This is a genomic window from Cellulophaga lytica DSM 7489 (genome assembly GCF_000190595.1).
GTDB lineage: Bacteria > Bacteroidota > Bacteroidia > Flavobacteriales > Flavobacteriaceae > Cellulophaga > Cellulophaga lytica.
In genome coordinates, this window is the sequence record NC_015167.1 from 1,654,286 (window position 1) to 1,670,219 (window position 15,934).

The following is a 15,934-nucleotide window of genomic DNA, read 5'->3' on the forward strand; positions in this document are numbered from 1 at the left end:
TTTTAAATCAAGAAATTAACCTTTAAGCTTTATTTAAGTATGTTTTTTTAACTCTGCTATATGTTTCTGGAGTCATACCTAAATAATTGGCAATTAACTTTTGTGGTACTTCTTCTAAAAACCTTTTAGATTTAGAAATTGTATTTAAAAAAAGTTCATATTTTTTGTATGCATTTTTATGCTGTAGTATTAAAGATCTTTTTTCGCGCTCTAAATGTACTTGCTCAAATAACTTGGTATATATAAAAGAAAAAGGATGACTATTTAGTAGTAGCTTTTCAATGTCTATTTTTTCAAAATAAATAATTTCAGTATCAATTAGTGCTTCTTGTATTTGGTTAGAGGGTGACTCTTCCATATAGCTTGTAAAGTTGTTAAAGCTCATACCCGAGAGCGAAAAATCAATAGTAAATAAATTATCTTCAATAATGGTGTATTGATGTATAAAGCCTTTTAGTACCAAACATGTTTTGGTTTCTACCTGTCCAATATTTAGCAAGAGCTCTCCTTTTTTAATTTTTTTCTTTTTTATAACCTTAGCTAAAGGCATAAAATCTATTTGAGTTAGTGGGTATACTTGACTTAAAAAATTAAATAGAATATTTTCTTCTGTAGAAAAGTGCTCTTTCATGAATTTTAGTTTTGTAATACGTGAGTTATTAGTTTTTAATGTGTAAAAAAGGAGCGTAATTTAACAAACAAAATATAACACAGTTATAGCACATTAATGTGCTTGGTAAACATTTTAGAATTCATAGTTTTTATAAGCAGTTTAACTTAAAAGCTATTTATTGATGCGTTATAAGAGCTTTTTGTGTTTCTAGTGGCCTGTCTGTTGCAAAAACGTCAATTCCTAGTTTGGCCCATTCTCTGTAAAGATGTTCGCCTTTTGCAGCGGCTCTCTTATCTAAGTTACCTAAAGTCCCCAACATACACATAACCCCCTTTTTGTGTAGCTTGTTATACAATGATGAGTCTGACACCATTGTTCCTGTAAATGCAACCATATTTGCCCAAGGTATGCCAGAGTTGGCAGCTCTGTTAAACTCTTCGGTATTTCTAATGCTAACAGATAGTACTACTTTTGGATTTAACTTGTATAACTTTTGAGCTGTTTTAATAGAGTAAGTAATAATAACCGATTGCTTTAAGGCATCGTTTTTTTCAATAAAATGTAGTACATCTTCGGGGTCAACACTTCGCTTAATATCAACTGTAAGTATTGCGTTTTCTTTTTTTGCCCAGTCTAATACGTCTTTAAATAACGGAATTTTAAAATCAACTATAGAGTCAAAATCATCTTTAAGTTTTAGTTGAGACATTGTTTTCCAGCTGTTTTGGTCAACTCTCCCAAAACCAGTTGATGTTCTCTCAAGTGAATTATCATGCATAAGTAATAATACCCCATCTTTACTTTTTGCTACATCAATTTCAAATAACGCGTTAGGAATATGTTTTTTAATATACTGCATAGTTTCTAAGCAATTTTCAGGGTAGCCAGGATACCCTTTTCCTCCACGGTGAGAACTAATTAATATATCACTAGAATTAGAATAACTAAAATAAGTTTGTAAAGTATTCTCCTGCTTATTGTTTTCTTTACATCCAACAAAAAGAAATGAAATTAGTAGAATAGGAATTATTAGTTTTTTCATATATTAAATTTTTCTGTGCACTAGAGGATATTTGCCAATTTACTTGTATTGAAGCGTAGGGCAGGTTATTAGTAAGGCGTTTAGTATTGATAAAAGTCAAATATAATATTTTGCTTTTATCTTTTTTGGACAGAAACATTAAATTAAAAATATTTTTTAGCATATCTAAAACAGATAAAAACTCCAATTAATTAGGCCTAATGTTGCCAATAGTTTTTATATTTCCATTTCCGCTCTTGTATCAGGTTTTACAGATAAAATACTTGTTTTTATACCTTTTGGTCTGTATATTTTATTTCAGTATTCTTAAACTAAACTTCTAAAAAAATCCCCTTTATCTTTTCTACTTGTTTTTTACCACAATACTTTGTTGGCAACGGGTTTTATTCTTTATCAATTATTGCAGGTAATATATAGTCAGTCATTATTTTATCTGTATTGGTATGAGCTGAAAGGCTGTCATATGCAGAAGAAGTTACAACGACCACAAAAGGAATGTCTTTAAAAATAAAAATCTTATTTCCTCCTCTACCACTACAAAAGGAAACTTCATAATTTTTACCATTAACAGTATATGTTTTATTCCAGAAAAGGTAACCATAATAACCATCATCTATTCCACCATAAGCTTGCGATACTTGTTTTGATAAACTTTTTTCTACCCATTTTTTAGTCAGAACTTGCTTCCCATTCCATTTTCCTTTGTTTTTATATAATTGCCCATACTTAGCAAAATCAATAGCTCTTAACTGTATTCCTCCCGCAGTATTACCAACTTTTTGTGGTGTGTATTGCCATTTGTAATTAGTAATATTTAGAGGTTTAAATAACTTTTTATCTGTATAAGAAACCAAACCTTCAGGAACAGATTTATGAATTATATCTCCTAAAATAACAACGCCTGCTGTAAAATACATATAATCTTTACCAATTACTTTATCATTTTTCATAGGTAAATCAAGTGAAAATTTCACCCAGTTATCTGTTGGGTACATATTTTCTTCATTTCCAGGACTATCGTAATCTCGATCATCACCAAGAAAACCAGAACTCATTGTTAAAAGAGATTTTAGTGTTATTGAATCTTTCTTTTCGCTATAATTATTAAAAGATTTTAAATTGTAAAAATCTTTTAATAATACGTTTTCATTATCAATATATTTTTCTTCAATAGCCACCCCCAACATTGTAGATGCGAATGATTTTCCTACTGATCTTGAATCATGCAAACTATTTCTGTTTTCGCCGTTAAAATATTCTTCTATTAAAAGTTTGTTCTCTTTTATTACTACAATACCATTAATGTTTTCAAATCTTTTTTCAGCTATTTTCCTATTTAAGGCTTCTATTTTTTTAGTATTAAAATTATCTTTAGATAATTTCCAACCGCTATTAGGCTGTATTTTTTGAACAGGTATTAAACTTTCATCTACAAGTGCTTTAGCTACTTCTATAGTAATATTTCCCTTAGCTAAAATTGCCCCAACTTTTATATCACTTCTTTTTATATATGGCCTTACTTCAATAGTTAAAGAATGATTTCCTTTAGCAAGAACATCTTGTCCTCCTCCTAACTTCATAAACTTTAACCACATAAACCAACCCCAAAAATCAAGTTGCTTAGGATAAATTAAAGGGATTGTATGTTTTAGTTGAGTTGTTTTAGATTTAATATTTCCTGCTCCTTTATTTAAGTTTTCTGTATAAACTATTTTACCATCTACTAAAAATGAAAACTGAAAACTTCCTTTATTTAACAATTGGTCTTGCGTTAAATTTGGAGCTAATAATTTAAGACTTTCAATAAGAGGTTTATCTAATGTAAAGTGAGCTGTTAAAAATTTATCTTTATTTAATGTAAAACTATTCGTGTAGTCTGTTAATTTTATTTTCTCTTTTTTTAAGTCAATTTTTGAAAAATACAGGTTTTCAATTTTTTTTGTTTGTGCAGAACTTATAGCGTTACCAGAAATAATTAAACAAATAGTAAGAGTTAAATAATATTTTAATTTCATGTTTTATTTTTTGAACAAACATAATGGTAACATGCTATTTTAAACGCCCCAAATTATAGAATGGTGCTTATTTAAAGTTGTGTAAGCTTTTTTTTATTGATTTTTTATAATTTAAAGGAGTGATACCCTTGATGTTTTTAAAGACTCTGTTAAAAGTTGTTTTTGAATTAAAACCACATTCAAAAGAAATACCCAATAAAGTGATGTGATCATAATTACCGCTATGTAATTTTTGAATAATGGCATTTACCCGGTATTCATTTATAAAGTCTGAGAAGTTTTTACCTAAGCCATCATTTATTAATTTTGATAGAACATTTGGATGGATGTCAAGATTGTCAGCTAAAGATTTCAATGTTAATTCTGAATTAAGGTAAAAAAGATTGGTTTCCATTTGTTCTTTTAACCAAGATGCTTTTTTTGCAATTTCTTCAGATGGATTTTCTTTTTTTATACTTTTTGGTTTATTGGTTTCAAGTAAAATTACTTCTGGTCTTAAAAAAGCTTCAGCACTAATCCAAATGGTGGTAATAGAAAGTAACACATAAATAGGATAATAATCACTTATTCCTAATTGAAAATCGAAGACAACATAATCAATAATGGTATAAGGAGTCCATAAAAACCAAATTATTGCAAATATGGTAATTAATCTATACAACCACCTTAAACTATATGCATCATTAGTACTATAATTTTTTTTTAACCAGAAATGATAAAATTTGATTGCCTTAAGTGAATAAATTGAATAAGTAATGATTGAGATTATGGCTAAAAATTGAATGATGGGCATTAATTTAAGGTATGTATCAGTTTCTACAGCAGTAATATTATTTATAAGCGCATCACGGCAAATAATTATATGCACGGTAAGTTCTATTATAAGCGGTAAAAAATGAACGCCATGTTTTTTAGATATATGATAGTTAAAATCGGTTATTTTTTTAACATATAAATATAGTAAGGGACCAAGTGCCAGAGAGTAATTTAATGGAATTAAATAGAAATAGGTCAGGTAATTAGTTATTTGAAAATCCAAACTCAAAATCCAAACACTCCAAAAAACAATGATAAAAGTAACTATACCAAGCAGTATATTGGCTTTTCTATTAGCCCGTTTAGTAAAAATAAGTAACAGTCCAAATGTTGTTCCTATAAATATAGATGCAATTATAATAAAGTTATAAAAATTTAAATTTAATTCACACATTAATTATATTCAGTATCTATATTTTATGTAATGTTTCTTTGGCTTGTTGCTAACGGGTTGGTTATGCGCTGTGCGGGAGTAAGGAAACCTTTTGTTTTCGTCTGCGCACTAAGCTAAAGCTTATTGTTTAGTTTTATTTTTTCTTGTCTAAAGCTAAATTTTGAATATTTCGCTATCGCGTAATTTTCAATTTATCGACTTTATAAAAGTACACAAGCTTTTTGAATAAATACCAAACCTCCGCATTAATTATAGGCATTGTTTTGCGTAGGCTTTTTTCATCTAACCGCCCTTATTGGATACGGTTTCAATTCTTTTTTTAGTCCTTCTATAACTTTTTGCAATTGTGAGTTATCCATTTTACAGTCCACAAAATAATCTTTTTTATCATCTGCACTCTTAGGTCTAGATTCTAAGTCAAATTTTATGCGAACAGTTTTAAAGTCCATTCCAGCTTTGATTAGCTCAAATGCCAAATTTGGCTCGATAAAATCCAAACATTCATATTTTGGCGTTTTGTTTTGAGATATTTTTTCGAACCACTCTATTATTTCTATTACATCTCCAACCAAAAGTGATGGGTCAACAGTTTGCCAATTTCCACAGTCACTTTTTACATTTAGATAAATCAATAACCAATTAGAATCATATTCGCAATCCGTTATTTTAGGAAACTGATAATTTGTTATTTTTAATTCTACAATTTGGTTATTAATGCCGTGAAATATCATTCAATATCGTATAATTTTTAGCTTACGCACAACGGTTGAGCTATGAACAGTACGGGAGCAAACTAGTGTTTGCTTTCCACCACACACACATAGCGAAATCTTTTTGTTTAGTTTTTATTTTTTTGTTCAAAGCAAAATCCCAAAGTTTTGGCGACCTCATAAATATACACAGACCTTTCGGTTTTGCCCTAAAGTCCGCATTACGTTTAGGCTTTGTTAGCAACTGGCTTTTGCGTTATACTTTGCCGTAAATTATTTTCAATTCCGTTCCGATTACCTTTTCTAATTCGATAAAAAATTCACTTTTGAATATTCCCCAATTCCAAAAGATTAGACCAAAATCTCCAAATGCCCAATCTGGTTCGAAATTGAATTCGGTTATTGAACTATCAGATAAGCAATTCGAGCATTTTATTAAATCTGAATCCGATTTCTCATACCAGTTTCCCAATGCACTTCCCCAATCCTCTTCAATCTGATTTTGTCCACATTTTGGGCAGTTAACTTGCTCAAGTCCATTTCCGCCATTTTCAAAAACCTTTCTTTCGGTCACCACTTCAACTCCGTTTGTTGTTAAGTCCAAAAACCCCTCATTTTGTTTTTCAAGTATTGAAGCAAAATTTTCGGCTGGTTTGTGTCCATTCGAACCAAGAACACAATCAGAGAGCTCTTTTTTAATAATTTTCTTTTCAGCCAAAAAGCTAATTACTTTTTCCGCAAGTTCTTTAGAATCCGCTGGATTAGTTTTTTCTGAAACAATGGATGTATGGTGGTCACTCACTTTTTTAAGCTTGTTGCTAACGTTTAGTGTATGATTTCGGTGCGTGTTTAAGCATTAAAGTTAGCAAATAATCACAGATAGAAAATTCCAGCGGAATTTTCGTAAGTAAGCCTTTACTAGCAATGAATTATACACAATGTTACCATACGTTTTTTTATTCCGTTAATGTTTTGTTTTTATTCTTGAAAATCAAAATACTCAATATTGTTCCGATTAAAAAACCAATGAATAAATAACGTCCAAAATTCAGATTGTCAAAATTCAGTTCTGTTTGAATTCCGTTTCCAATATTAAATTCAGATAGTTTTTGCAATCTATTGTTCAGTTGAAATATTCTGAATTGCCATAGCAAAATTCCGCAAACAAATATTATTCCGCAAGAAACCAAACCTTGATTCATAAAGTTCAGTTTAGTCATTTTTTTTATAATCAGATAGAGTAGAGGAATAATTCCTATTGACAAAGCGAATAAAATATGCGAATAAAATTGTCCGCTCATAGTTCTGCTAGTAATCTGACTGTTTTTATTGGCTATTTGGGAAAGAGAAAAGTCAAGAAAGTAATCTCGAATTAAAAATCCGATTACAGATAATATTAAAATCAGTCCTAAATATTTTAATGCGTTCGTCATTTCTCAAATGTATGGTAACGTGTTTGTATATGGTTTGTTGCGTGGTTTAGACACCTAATTTAGCAAATAAAAACCGAATAGAAAATCCGCGAGGATTTTCGTAAGTAGGCTAGAACTAGCAATAAATTATATACGGTGTTGGCAATAGTTTTTAATGTATACATCCTAAATATATTTCGCTAAACGTGTTTCTTATTTTTTTCGTTAGTCGTTTATTACAATATTCGGAAATGTATAGTCCAAATGGTTCTGTTGAAGTATGAGGTTGTCCATCTCCATTTTCAAATCTATCCATATCAATTTCTCCAAGAAAATTATATCTTATACTCGCCCACAATTCAAAACCTAATTCTATGTCTAAATCTGGGTCATATCCTGAACCTTTTCCTGCTTTAACTTTCTTACTTATTAAACCTAATTCTTCAAGTAGCATTGTAGAACAAGTGTGAGCTATTAAATCAGCGAGTTGAATTCCTTTTACTTTTGAAGAATCTACTTCTAAATTCAGTTTATATTTGTTTAAACCAAGTTCAAAACACAACATTTCTCCTTGTCGAGAATTTTTAAAATAATTTTCGTCAATGTTTATTTCTATTTTTTCTCCAAAGTCATTACTATCTATAATTTTTTTCAATCCTTTTAAAGTTTCTATTCCAATTTTTTCTCTGTGAGTTATTGGCAAGATAATAAGTCCAATTTTACAATTTTTACGAATTAGGTAATTCAACTGTCTACGTACTTTAATCATTGAAGGATTATTCGGACTACATAACCGACTTTTAAATTCGTCGTTTTTTTTGTCTAAACCATTTTCGATGAGTATTTCAGATATTTGTTTTTCAACATCTTTTTCAGTCGTAATTACTCCACTTATTATAAATTTCCCTCTTTCGTGGGTTGAATCATCAATGTAAATTCGGGTCATTCTTTAATTATTGCCAACGTTGATGTGTATGATTTCGTTGCGTGTTTAAGCACTAAATATAGCAAATAAATCACAGATAGAAAGTCCGCGAGGACTTTCGTAAGTAGGCTATAACTAGCAATGAATTATACACGGTGTTGTAAATAGTACTTTTTCTGCTATTTTCTTAACCAACCTAAAATTCTATCGTTTTTTATTTTCCATTTTCCGTTTTCATTTATCAAATCATATTTTTCTCTTGAATTTCCAAAAGGTCCAGGATTTTGTTGAATAATCTCAACTTCGTTTTCGGTTACTTTGGAAACAATTGAAACGTGTCCATATTTATTTAGCGTTGTTGCAGAGTAAATCACTAAATCATTTACTTTCGGTTTGGATTTACTTGGATTCTTATACTGCTTTAAATTTCGCTGTTTGTTTATTTTTCCGTCCTTGATTTGTGAATTAAAAAAGTCTTTTGCGTGTCCATAACTGTCAGGCATTTTATGATTCAGTTCTTCGTAATAATATCGCTTTACAAATTCCACGCATTGATATTTCAGTCCAAGATTATAGCCATCTTTCGCTAACGCTCGTCCATCCACATTTCCAACTCCTCCATTATAATAAACAGCAACTCCGTTCAGACTGTCAATTTTTTGTCCGACTTCATAATTCGGATTTAGATTGATTTTTTTAGAAGCGAAAAACCCAACAACAAGTAAAATCAAAATTCCAAATAAGAGTAAAAATCGTTTTTTCAATTCGTTCGTGATGTTTTTGGGTATTATTTACAACGGTCTTGTGTATGAAACGTAGCGTATAAAAAGACGCTAACTTTTCGGATTTAGCACGAGCCGAATTTTTAATTTTCTTTTTAACTTTTCTATTGTCAAAAATACAAATTAAAAATATGGCGACCTCGCAAATAAGCCCAAGCCATTGGTCAAGAACTATTTGCCCTATTTTTTATATACATTGTTATGCCTTGTTATTTTTCGCACGCAATCTTTAAAAGTTCCATTCCTCTAGCATTCATTTTTTCCATATCTTTTTTTGCACCGAAAAGCCACATAAAAAAGGAATCAACCAATCCAGATTTTAAATTGAAATCTTGTGTTACTTTAATCAAGTTGCCTGTTTTTTGAAAAGAGTACTCAAAAGTAGGACTTGCCTTAAATGGTTTTTGAATATCACAATCCATTTTTATATACTCTAAAGGTCGAATTTCCGTAATTTCTTGATAGCCCAAATCCTTTCCGTTGTTACCGTCCCAATGAAACTGGACACCAACTTGTCCATCCGTTCCTTTAATACTTGTTTTTTGGTTAGGGTCGGCTTCATAGAATGGTGACCATTTCGTAAAGTTTTTCAGATAAAGCACGTTATCGAAAGTGGTCCGCATTTCTGATTGGACATTCACGGTTTTTTGAATGTGAATATGTTGTAATTTACTTGCATTATAAAACCCAATTCCTAAGAACAGAATTAATGCTACTGCGATTATTATTAGTATCATTTTTTTCATTTTTCAAAGTTTATATTAATTTTCCATTGGTATAATATTCCGAACTTCAACCGAGCCACCCATTTTTAGAATTGGACTGTCTTTGGCCATTTCAACCGCTTCATTTAAAGAGTTTGCTTTAACAATCATATTTCCACTAATTGTTTTGTTTTCAGAAACTAATATTCCGTCTGCGATTGATAAATCGGGAGCGATTTGTTTTCCGTCAAAACCCAATTGATGAGTGCTATCAAGCTTTTCTTTAATAGCGATGTTGCCGATGAAACTGCCCCATTCTTGTTGCATTTGTTCCATTTCTTTTTTTGTCGGTTGATATTCAGGATTAGGACTAAAACTGAAAATCATCATAAATTTTAGTTCTGCTTTCATTTCTTTTAATTTTTAATGTTAAACGATACACCAAAAGTAAAAGAGGGAAAACACAAAAATCTTTGCCTATGACAAGAAATGACAATTAGGCTTTTTTGAGCCAAGATAATTTGCGAAAAACCAATAGATGAAGAAAAATAATTGTTGGTGGTGCAAAAGCTGGAATAAAGCAAAATGGAAATTCCGCTAAAAACTCTACTCCTTGAATACTATTGTCGATACTGATTTTGGTAAAAATAATAGCCATTGCCGAAGTGATTAAAATATCGACAAGCCCAAAAGTGTTCCAAATGTAAGTTAGTTTTCTAGCGTAGTTTTTTTTGTTTCGTATAGCTTTTGCCACAAAAATGCTTGATATAGCAGTTAGTAAATCTCCAATACCAGCGAAAAGGGCAAAAACTGGTGGTAATAAATCATAAAGGAACAGAATGATAAAAGTGCTACCAATCAGGCGGAATATATGAATCTTAACTAAATCTTCAAGGTTTAAGATGGTATTTGCTTTTTTGCAGATTTCGGTATTATATATTATGGTAACGAATATTGCCAAAGGAAGCGTTGTTGTCAAAACAATTTTGGGCGGTAACATTACGTCATCAAAAAAGCCATACAAACTTGCTATTGCAACTATAATTAGGTAGGGAATGTAAAAACCAAGAACCAACCAAAATCCGTTTTTTATTTTTCCTTTTTTTGCCAAACGGGCTACCATTACTACAGGAAACATAAACGCTAATAGAAAAAGGATAGAAAATATTTCAGGTATTTGATTTGAAAACATAGGTTGATATTATAAAGTGATTTCTTTTCTAATTCTACTTAAAGATGTGTCTGTAATTCCCAAATATGTAGCAATATGTTTTAGAGGAACATTTTGAATTATTGAAGGTTTTTCTTTTAATAAGTTTAAATATCGGTCTTTCGCTTGGTCGGCAATCACAGATATTGAATGATTCTTTAATTCAAAGTAGTTATTTACAAGCCGTGTTCTGCCTACTTCTCTAAAAGCTTCAATGTTAAATAATTTCATAAAGTTGGCAAAACTAATTTTCCAACATTTTCCTTTTGTTAATGCTTGAATAGATTCTTTACAAGGTTTTTTTAAAAAATAGGAATGCCAATCTATCACAATATCATTTTCTGCAAAGAATTTAGTAGTAATATCATTTCCTTCCGTGTCAATGCTATATGAACGTAAAAAACCTGTCTCCAAGAAGTAATAGTAACTAGCTACTTTTCCTTTTTCGATTAGATATTCGTTCTTGCTAAATTCAACTTCTTCAAATTGCATTAAAATCAATTCTAATTCCTCCGAATTAAAGTTTTCTTGTTTAAAAATGCTATTTAAAAAATGGGTTTGGTTCATTGTTGTTCAAAGGTTTTTTATAATAAGGCATAACGGTAGGTATAACCGTCAGTTACGGTTTTAAAGTTAATAATTTTCGGTTAAGAACTGGCGTTAGCAATTCCGAGTGGATTCGGACGTAGTCGAATCCGCCGTAATTGCGGTTATACATTGTTAGCTTTTAGTGCTTATTTTTAATTGGTATTTCAATTCCGTTGTGATTTTCATTCTACGTTTGAGTGTGAATTTAGATTTTTGTTTTTCCAATAATTAATTTGAATTTTGGCTGTTGCTATTGTTGAGCCTATCATTAAAAAGTAAATCATAATATGCTTTTTCTGAAAAAAACTTTCTGAAAATATATCAGTTATGCTTAATGTCAACAAAAATATTCCTACAAACCACAATAGTGTAAATAAAATTAAATTCTTTCTTGTTGGATTTTTCACAAAATTTCTTTTAACTGTTTCCATTTGTTTATTTTTTTGTCGTCTGTTTTTCTTAATTAAAAAGTCCTTTTCTGTTTCAGGATTCTGTTTTCGCAAACTTGCTAATGCATTAAAGCTAACGGTTGGGCTATGATTTCGTTGTGGAATTTCACGTAGTGAACATTCCGCCCGAAATCCAACCTTAGCTTAAAAGTAAGGATTTCCGTTTAGGAAATCCGACCACAATGAATTATAGCCAGTGTTGTACACAGTTCTTATTTCCATTTATTCATAAGTGAAGTGAATCCCGCTAGAATTCCGTCATGAAATTTTCCGTCTTTGAATTTCGGAATTATGTCTTCATTAATCACTGTTTGGCAAATTGAGTCTGTCAAGACTTTTTCTGTTCCAAGTCCAGTCGAAATTCCTACATTCCTTTTGCTCATGTCCAAAATTATCATCAATCCATTATCCTTTTCTTTTTTCCCAACTCCCAACCGATTTCCGATATCTTTTCCAAACTCCAAAATGTCCTCATATGGCTCAATATTTTCCATCACGACTAATATGCATTCGCGAGTAGTTCTTTTCTCGTAGTCCCTCAGAAATGTGTCAAGTTCAGCTATTTCCTGCTCGTTTAATAAGTCCGAATAATCGTTGACATATGAAATGGGTTGTTTGCCATAGAGTTTAGTTGTGTTTAATTCTTGGGTTTGCTTATTCGAAGTTTTACAACCTAAAAAGGCAAGAATTAATATTAGGCTAACGATTAATTTTCTGATATGCATAGAATTGTGTACAACGGTAGGTATAACCGAAGTTACGGGTTTAAAGTTAATGTTTTTCGGCTTATCACAGACTTTAGCAATTGTGGGTGGATTCGGACGTAGTCGAATCCGCCGTAATTGCGGTTATACATTGTTGTGTGTAGTTTTTATTCATATTCCGATTTATGAAATTCCAATATTTTGTCAGTCAAACGATTTATTTCTTTTTTCTCTTTTAGTTTAAAATCCGCAAAGAATATCAGTCCGAAAATGGTCAACGCGATTGGCAAAATCCAATTTCCTTTAATCAGAGAAGCTATTATAGTCAGAATTCCAAGTCCGAGTAAAACTTTAGCTAAAATATTCATTGGTGACTTAAAGTCAAATTTCAAATCGTAATTCCCTCTGTCATTCACAATTCCGATTATTCTATGATTGTTAGGAAAACGATTCCGCATTAATTCGAACTTTTCAGTTCCGACAGATCCATTGTAAAATCCGTTCACAATTAGCTTGTTCAGAATCTTTAAATTTTTGTCACTTTTGGTTATCGTTTGCTTCATTGCTCAAATTACACACAACGGTAGGTATAACCGTCAGTTACGGTTTTAAAGTTAATAATTTTCGGTTAAGAACTGGCGTTAGCAATTCCGAGTGGATTCGGACGTAGTCGAATCCGCCGTAATTGCGGTTATACATTGTTAGCTTTTAGTGCTTATTTTTAATTGGTATTTCAATTCCGTTGTGATTTTCATTCTACGTTTGAGTGTGAATTTAGATTTTTGTTTTTCCAATAATTAATTTGAATTTTGGCTGTTGCTATTGTTGAGCCTATCATTAAAAAGTAAATCATAATATGCTTTTTCTGAAAAAAACTTTCTGAAAATATATCAGTTATGCTTAATGTCAACAAAAATATTCCTACAAACCACAATAGTGTAAATAAAATTAAATTCTTTCTTGTTGGATTTTTCACAAAATTTCTTTTAACTGTTTCCATTTGTTTATTTTTTTGTCGTCTGTTTTTCTTAATTAAAAAGTCCTTTTCTGTTTCAGGATTCTGTTTTCGCAAACTTGCTAATGCATTAAAGCTAACGGTAGGTATAACCGAAGTTACGGGATTAAAGTTAATGTTTTTCGGCTTGTCACAGACATTAGCAATTCCGAGTGGATTCGGACGTAGTCGAATCCGCCGTAATTGCGGTTATACATTGTTAGCTACAGTTTTTTTGTTTTTCAAACTAATTATATTTCGGATAATCATAATTACAAAACTTAAGTTCCATAAGTAAAATCCAATTTCATATCCTGTTATTTCTCCATAGTGTCCTGCTTCATTTATTATTATTTCATCAAAAAATAAAAAACTCATTCCAAAAGATAAAGCAATAATGCTCATTACTAAAGAAATTTTAGTTTTTTTAAATGTCAACCACGAAATTAAGATTAATGGATTTGCGAGCCAAGATATACAAGCTCCTCCAATAAAAACTCCAAATATTCCAGAAATTAAAACAGCCAATCCACTCCAATTTTCTCCGCAATTACCATTCGTACAATAATTTTTTTGGCTACAAGCGATAATGAAAATTAATATACTAATCAATAATAAAATATTTGGATTTTTCAGTTTCAAATTCAGTTCAGTTTTATTTTTAAATATGAGTAAGTAATTGTAGCTAACGGTTTGTGTATGATTAGTTGCGGACTTTTCCAACGGAAAATGTCCGTCTGACTCTAAAGATAATTGATTGCAGGAATTTCCAAGTGGAAATTCCGCCCGTAATTAATTATACACCGTGTTAGGCACAGTCTTTTATTTATTTTTCCGTCTCTGTTTTCGTTCCATTTTTCTTGTGTCTCGTTTTTTAAGTCGGATTGCTTTCTTGTCCCTTTTCGCTTGGTCATTTTCTGTCAGAAAGTGAATGGCTAATAATATTTGAATCCCTCTGTTGTCCAAATCCGTTCCGTCCGGAAAATTATGTAAAGTGTACAATATTTCGTCCGTTGGTGTGAAGCGACCAACCAATTCTAATTTATCCCCATACCCTTCCAAAGAAGGATTTGATTCCGCTAAAAAGTTAACAAATCCAATGAATTTTTTGTTCTGACTGAAACAAATGCTTTTATATTCATATTTCGGTTCAATTGTTCTCCAAGTCTTGCAAAGACTCCAAATTTTCTTAAAGGTTGAATCAGATATTTTTGAGTATAGTTTTTTCTGTTTTCTCCAACTAATTTTCTTTTCAAGGTAATTTTGTTTCCAGTCCACTAAGTCCTCTTTAGATTCGGCAATACAGGACCCAAATTTTGTCCAGTCCGCATTTCCGCAAAGTTCCGCTTGAAAAAAGTCAGTAACTAGATTCAAGTCCTTAATCTCAGATTTTGAAAAGAAATCACTTAAGTCCGTTTGTTCCTTTTGTCCGAAGGAAAAGAAGCATAAATTTAAGAGTAGGACTAGAAGTATATTTTTCAGCATAGGATTGTGCCTAACGGTAGGTATAACCGAAGTTACGGGATTAAAGTTAATGTTTTTCGGCTTATCACAGACTTTAGCAATTGTGAGTGGATTCGGACGTAGTCGAATCCGCCGTAATTGCGGTTATACATTGTTACCCATAGGCATTTTTTAATTATTTCAGTTGGAAATGTATGTGGTCATCGTGTCTAACTGCTTGACATCCGTGAAATCGTACTTTTCCATTGTTCAAATTCAATCGAGTTTTTAAATGTGGCTCGATGAACAATTTACCAATATTTTTTTGTTTTAAAATCAATTCTGCTAATTGTCGAGTTCCTTTTTCGGAAAACTCAATGTCTTTGTTTATTGTGCCTAAAGTCAGATATTTTGGAAAATCATATTGCCAATTTCCATTTTTCTTACAAACAGCGTTTTGGTCATATTCTTTTTCGGTTGGCATTTCATAAACACCATATCCACTAACTGATGGTTTTTTATTAGTCAATTGTCCGTTGTCATTCTCGTAAATCAGAGAAACGTCAATTTTCTTTCCGTCGTTATGGCTCAAATGTGGCAGAAGTGGAAATTTGTTTATGAATGGGAAGTTAGCATCAAGGTAAACCATTTTTATTCCTGCATTTAGTCTCTCAAATTTGGTTGCTATTTGTCCAATTGATTTGTTCAATTCAGGTCTTACATAGTTTCTATTCGCAAGTTTATAAAAGAAAGAACGAGCTTTTAAAAATTCCGTTTCTTTTATTTTTTCACGTCCGAAAATAGGTGCGATATTTGGAACGATTAAAAATGTTGCGAGTAAATATAGAACTGCGAAAATTCCAATCCGTTTCAATCGTTTCTTTTCCGCACTTTTCTTAATCAACAAAATTGCAATCAAATATATTATTCCACCTATTTGAGTTACAACAGTCAAAAAAGTGATAATTATTATGTGAAGCAGTATTTTCAATGGTTGGTTCAGCTTATGGGTAACGTTTCGGCTATGGTTAGTGCGCTGCAAGAAGTCGTAGACGTCGGGCTGTTCACAAGCGAAACCTTTTGTTTTGCTTGTAAATTTAAGTAATACAAGGAAATAAAAAAGGTTTTGCGAC

Annotated in this window: 20 protein-coding genes; all 20 read right to left on the reverse strand. The window is 31.1% G+C overall.

Annotation, left to right across the window (positions count from 1 at the left end; translation table 11 throughout):
• Positions 1–22: 22 nt before the first annotated feature.
• The gene (locus CELLY_RS07345; RefSeq protein WP_013621033.1) at positions 23–631 is read right to left on the reverse strand and encodes a Crp/Fnr family transcriptional regulator; all 609 of its coding nucleotides are present in this window, start codon (positions 629–631) and stop codon (positions 23–25) included.
• 157 nt (positions 632–788) lie between these two features.
• Complete coding sequence (locus CELLY_RS07350; RefSeq protein ID WP_013621034.1) at positions 789–1,655, reverse strand: glycerophosphodiester phosphodiesterase family protein; 867 nt, start codon at positions 1,653–1,655, stop codon at positions 789–791.
• 383 nt (positions 1,656–2,038) lie between these two features.
• The gene (locus CELLY_RS07355; protein ID WP_013621035.1) at positions 2,039–3,670 is read right to left on the reverse strand and encodes a serine hydrolase domain-containing protein; all 1,632 of its coding nucleotides are present in this window, start codon (positions 3,668–3,670) and stop codon (positions 2,039–2,041) included.
• Between the two features lie 67 nt (positions 3,671–3,737).
• The gene (locus CELLY_RS07360; protein WP_013621036.1) at positions 3,738–4,880 is read right to left on the reverse strand and encodes a helix-turn-helix domain-containing protein; all 1,143 of its coding nucleotides are present in this window, start codon (positions 4,878–4,880) and stop codon (positions 3,738–3,740) included.
• A gap of 278 nt (positions 4,881–5,158) precedes the next feature.
• Entirely contained in the window at positions 5,159–5,611 is a 453-nt protein-coding gene (locus CELLY_RS07365) for a WapI family immunity protein (protein ID WP_013621037.1), read from the reverse strand.
• A 235-nt stretch (positions 5,612–5,846) separates the two neighbouring features.
• The gene (locus tag CELLY_RS07375) at positions 5,847–6,392 is read right to left on the reverse strand and encodes a hypothetical protein (RefSeq protein ID WP_013621038.1); all 546 of its coding nucleotides are present in this window, start codon (positions 6,390–6,392) and stop codon (positions 5,847–5,849) included.
• A 154-nt stretch (positions 6,393–6,546) separates the two neighbouring features.
• Complete coding sequence (locus CELLY_RS07380; RefSeq protein WP_013621039.1) at positions 6,547–7,023, reverse strand: hypothetical protein; 477 nt, start codon at positions 7,021–7,023, stop codon at positions 6,547–6,549.
• Between the two features lie 151 nt (positions 7,024–7,174).
• Positions 7,175–7,948: a DUF3800 domain-containing protein gene (locus CELLY_RS07385; RefSeq protein WP_013621040.1), complete on the reverse strand. Its 774-nt coding sequence runs from the start codon at positions 7,946–7,948 to the stop codon at positions 7,175–7,177.
• A gap of 158 nt (positions 7,949–8,106) precedes the next feature.
• Complete coding sequence (locus CELLY_RS07390) at positions 8,107–8,691, reverse strand: CHAP domain-containing protein (RefSeq protein WP_013621041.1); 585 nt, start codon at positions 8,689–8,691, stop codon at positions 8,107–8,109.
• Between the two features lie 227 nt (positions 8,692–8,918).
• Complete coding sequence (locus CELLY_RS07395; protein WP_244847097.1) at positions 8,919–9,455, reverse strand: SRPBCC family protein; 537 nt, start codon at positions 9,453–9,455, stop codon at positions 8,919–8,921.
• A 15-nt stretch (positions 9,456–9,470) separates the two neighbouring features.
• Positions 9,471–9,824 carry a YciI family protein gene (locus tag CELLY_RS07400; protein ID WP_013621043.1) on the reverse strand — a complete coding sequence of 118 codons (354 nt, stop codon included), beginning with the start codon at positions 9,822–9,824 and terminating at the stop codon, positions 9,471–9,473.
• Between the two features lie 85 nt (positions 9,825–9,909).
• Positions 9,910–10,605 (reverse strand): hypothetical protein, encoded by a 696-nt coding sequence (locus CELLY_RS07405; RefSeq protein WP_013621044.1) that lies wholly within the window; start codon positions 10,603–10,605, stop codon positions 9,910–9,912.
• A gap of 9 nt (positions 10,606–10,614) precedes the next feature.
• Positions 10,615–11,190, reverse strand: a complete 576-nt coding sequence (locus tag CELLY_RS07410; RefSeq protein WP_013621045.1) for a Crp/Fnr family transcriptional regulator — start codon at positions 11,188–11,190, stop codon at positions 10,615–10,617.
• A gap of 203 nt (positions 11,191–11,393) precedes the next feature.
• Positions 11,394–11,642, reverse strand: coding sequence for a hypothetical protein (locus CELLY_RS07415; RefSeq protein WP_013621046.1), 249 nt, complete (start codon positions 11,640–11,642; stop codon positions 11,394–11,396).
• Between the two features lie 230 nt (positions 11,643–11,872).
• Positions 11,873–12,385, reverse strand: coding sequence for a TPM domain-containing protein (locus CELLY_RS07420; RefSeq protein ID WP_013621047.1), 513 nt, complete (start codon positions 12,383–12,385; stop codon positions 11,873–11,875).
• Between the two features lie 146 nt (positions 12,386–12,531).
• The gene (locus CELLY_RS07425) at positions 12,532–12,870 is read right to left on the reverse strand and encodes a hypothetical protein (RefSeq protein WP_013621048.1); all 339 of its coding nucleotides are present in this window, start codon (positions 12,868–12,870) and stop codon (positions 12,532–12,534) included.
• 245 nt (positions 12,871–13,115) lie between these two features.
• Positions 13,116–13,364, reverse strand: a complete 249-nt coding sequence (locus CELLY_RS07430) for a hypothetical protein (protein ID WP_013621046.1) — start codon at positions 13,362–13,364, stop codon at positions 13,116–13,118.
• A 204-nt stretch (positions 13,365–13,568) separates the two neighbouring features.
• Positions 13,569–14,000 (reverse strand): hypothetical protein, encoded by a 432-nt coding sequence (locus CELLY_RS07435; RefSeq protein WP_013621050.1) that lies wholly within the window; start codon positions 13,998–14,000, stop codon positions 13,569–13,571.
• A 180-nt stretch (positions 14,001–14,180) separates the two neighbouring features.
• Positions 14,181–14,843: a hypothetical protein gene (locus tag CELLY_RS07440; protein WP_013621051.1), complete on the reverse strand. Its 663-nt coding sequence runs from the start codon at positions 14,841–14,843 to the stop codon at positions 14,181–14,183.
• A 154-nt stretch (positions 14,844–14,997) separates the two neighbouring features.
• Positions 14,998–15,792, reverse strand: a complete 795-nt coding sequence (locus tag CELLY_RS07445) for a hypothetical protein (protein WP_038505575.1) — start codon at positions 15,790–15,792, stop codon at positions 14,998–15,000.
• Positions 15,793–15,934: the final 142 nt, after the last annotated feature.

Excerpts from the sequence above, each read along its gene's own strand:
- CELLY_RS07345 (WP_013621033.1), bottom strand. The coding sequence starts at position 631 with ATGAAAGAGCACTTTTCTACAGAAGAAAATATTCTATTTAATTTTTTA.
- CELLY_RS07350 (WP_013621034.1), bottom strand. The coding sequence starts at position 1,655 with ATGAAAAAACTAATAATTCCTATTCTACTAATTTCATTTCTTTTTGTT.
- CELLY_RS07355 (WP_013621035.1), bottom strand. The coding sequence starts at position 3,670 with ATGAAATTAAAATATTATTTAACTCTTACTATTTGTTTAATTATTTCT.
- CELLY_RS07360 (WP_013621036.1), bottom strand. The coding sequence starts at position 4,880 with ATGTGTGAATTAAATTTAAATTTTTATAACTTTATTATAATTGCATCT.
- CELLY_RS07365 (WP_013621037.1), bottom strand. The coding sequence starts at position 5,611 with ATGATATTTCACGGCATTAATAACCAAATTGTAGAATTAAAAATAACA.
- CELLY_RS07380 (WP_013621039.1), bottom strand. The coding sequence starts at position 7,023 with ATGACGAACGCATTAAAATATTTAGGACTGATTTTAATATTATCTGTA.
- CELLY_RS07385 (WP_013621040.1), bottom strand. The coding sequence starts at position 7,948 with ATGACCCGAATTTACATTGATGATTCAACCCACGAAAGAGGGAAATTT.
- CELLY_RS07395 (WP_244847097.1), bottom strand. The coding sequence starts at position 9,455 with ATGAAAAAAATGATACTAATAATAATCGCAGTAGCATTAATTCTGTTC.
- CELLY_RS07400 (WP_013621043.1), bottom strand. The coding sequence starts at position 9,824 with ATGAAAGCAGAACTAAAATTTATGATGATTTTCAGTTTTAGTCCTAAT.
- CELLY_RS07405 (WP_013621044.1), bottom strand. The coding sequence starts at position 10,605 with ATGTTTTCAAATCAAATACCTGAAATATTTTCTATCCTTTTTCTATTA.
- CELLY_RS07410 (WP_013621045.1), bottom strand. The coding sequence starts at position 11,190 with ATGAACCAAACCCATTTTTTAAATAGCATTTTTAAACAAGAAAACTTT.
- CELLY_RS07415 (WP_013621046.1), bottom strand. The coding sequence starts at position 11,642 with ATGGAAACAGTTAAAAGAAATTTTGTGAAAAATCCAACAAGAAAGAAT.
- CELLY_RS07420 (WP_013621047.1), bottom strand. The coding sequence starts at position 12,385 with ATGCATATCAGAAAATTAATCGTTAGCCTAATATTAATTCTTGCCTTT.
- CELLY_RS07430 (WP_013621046.1), bottom strand. The coding sequence starts at position 13,364 with ATGGAAACAGTTAAAAGAAATTTTGTGAAAAATCCAACAAGAAAGAAT.
- CELLY_RS07440 (WP_013621051.1), bottom strand. The coding sequence starts at position 14,843 with ATGCTGAAAAATATACTTCTAGTCCTACTCTTAAATTTATGCTTCTTT.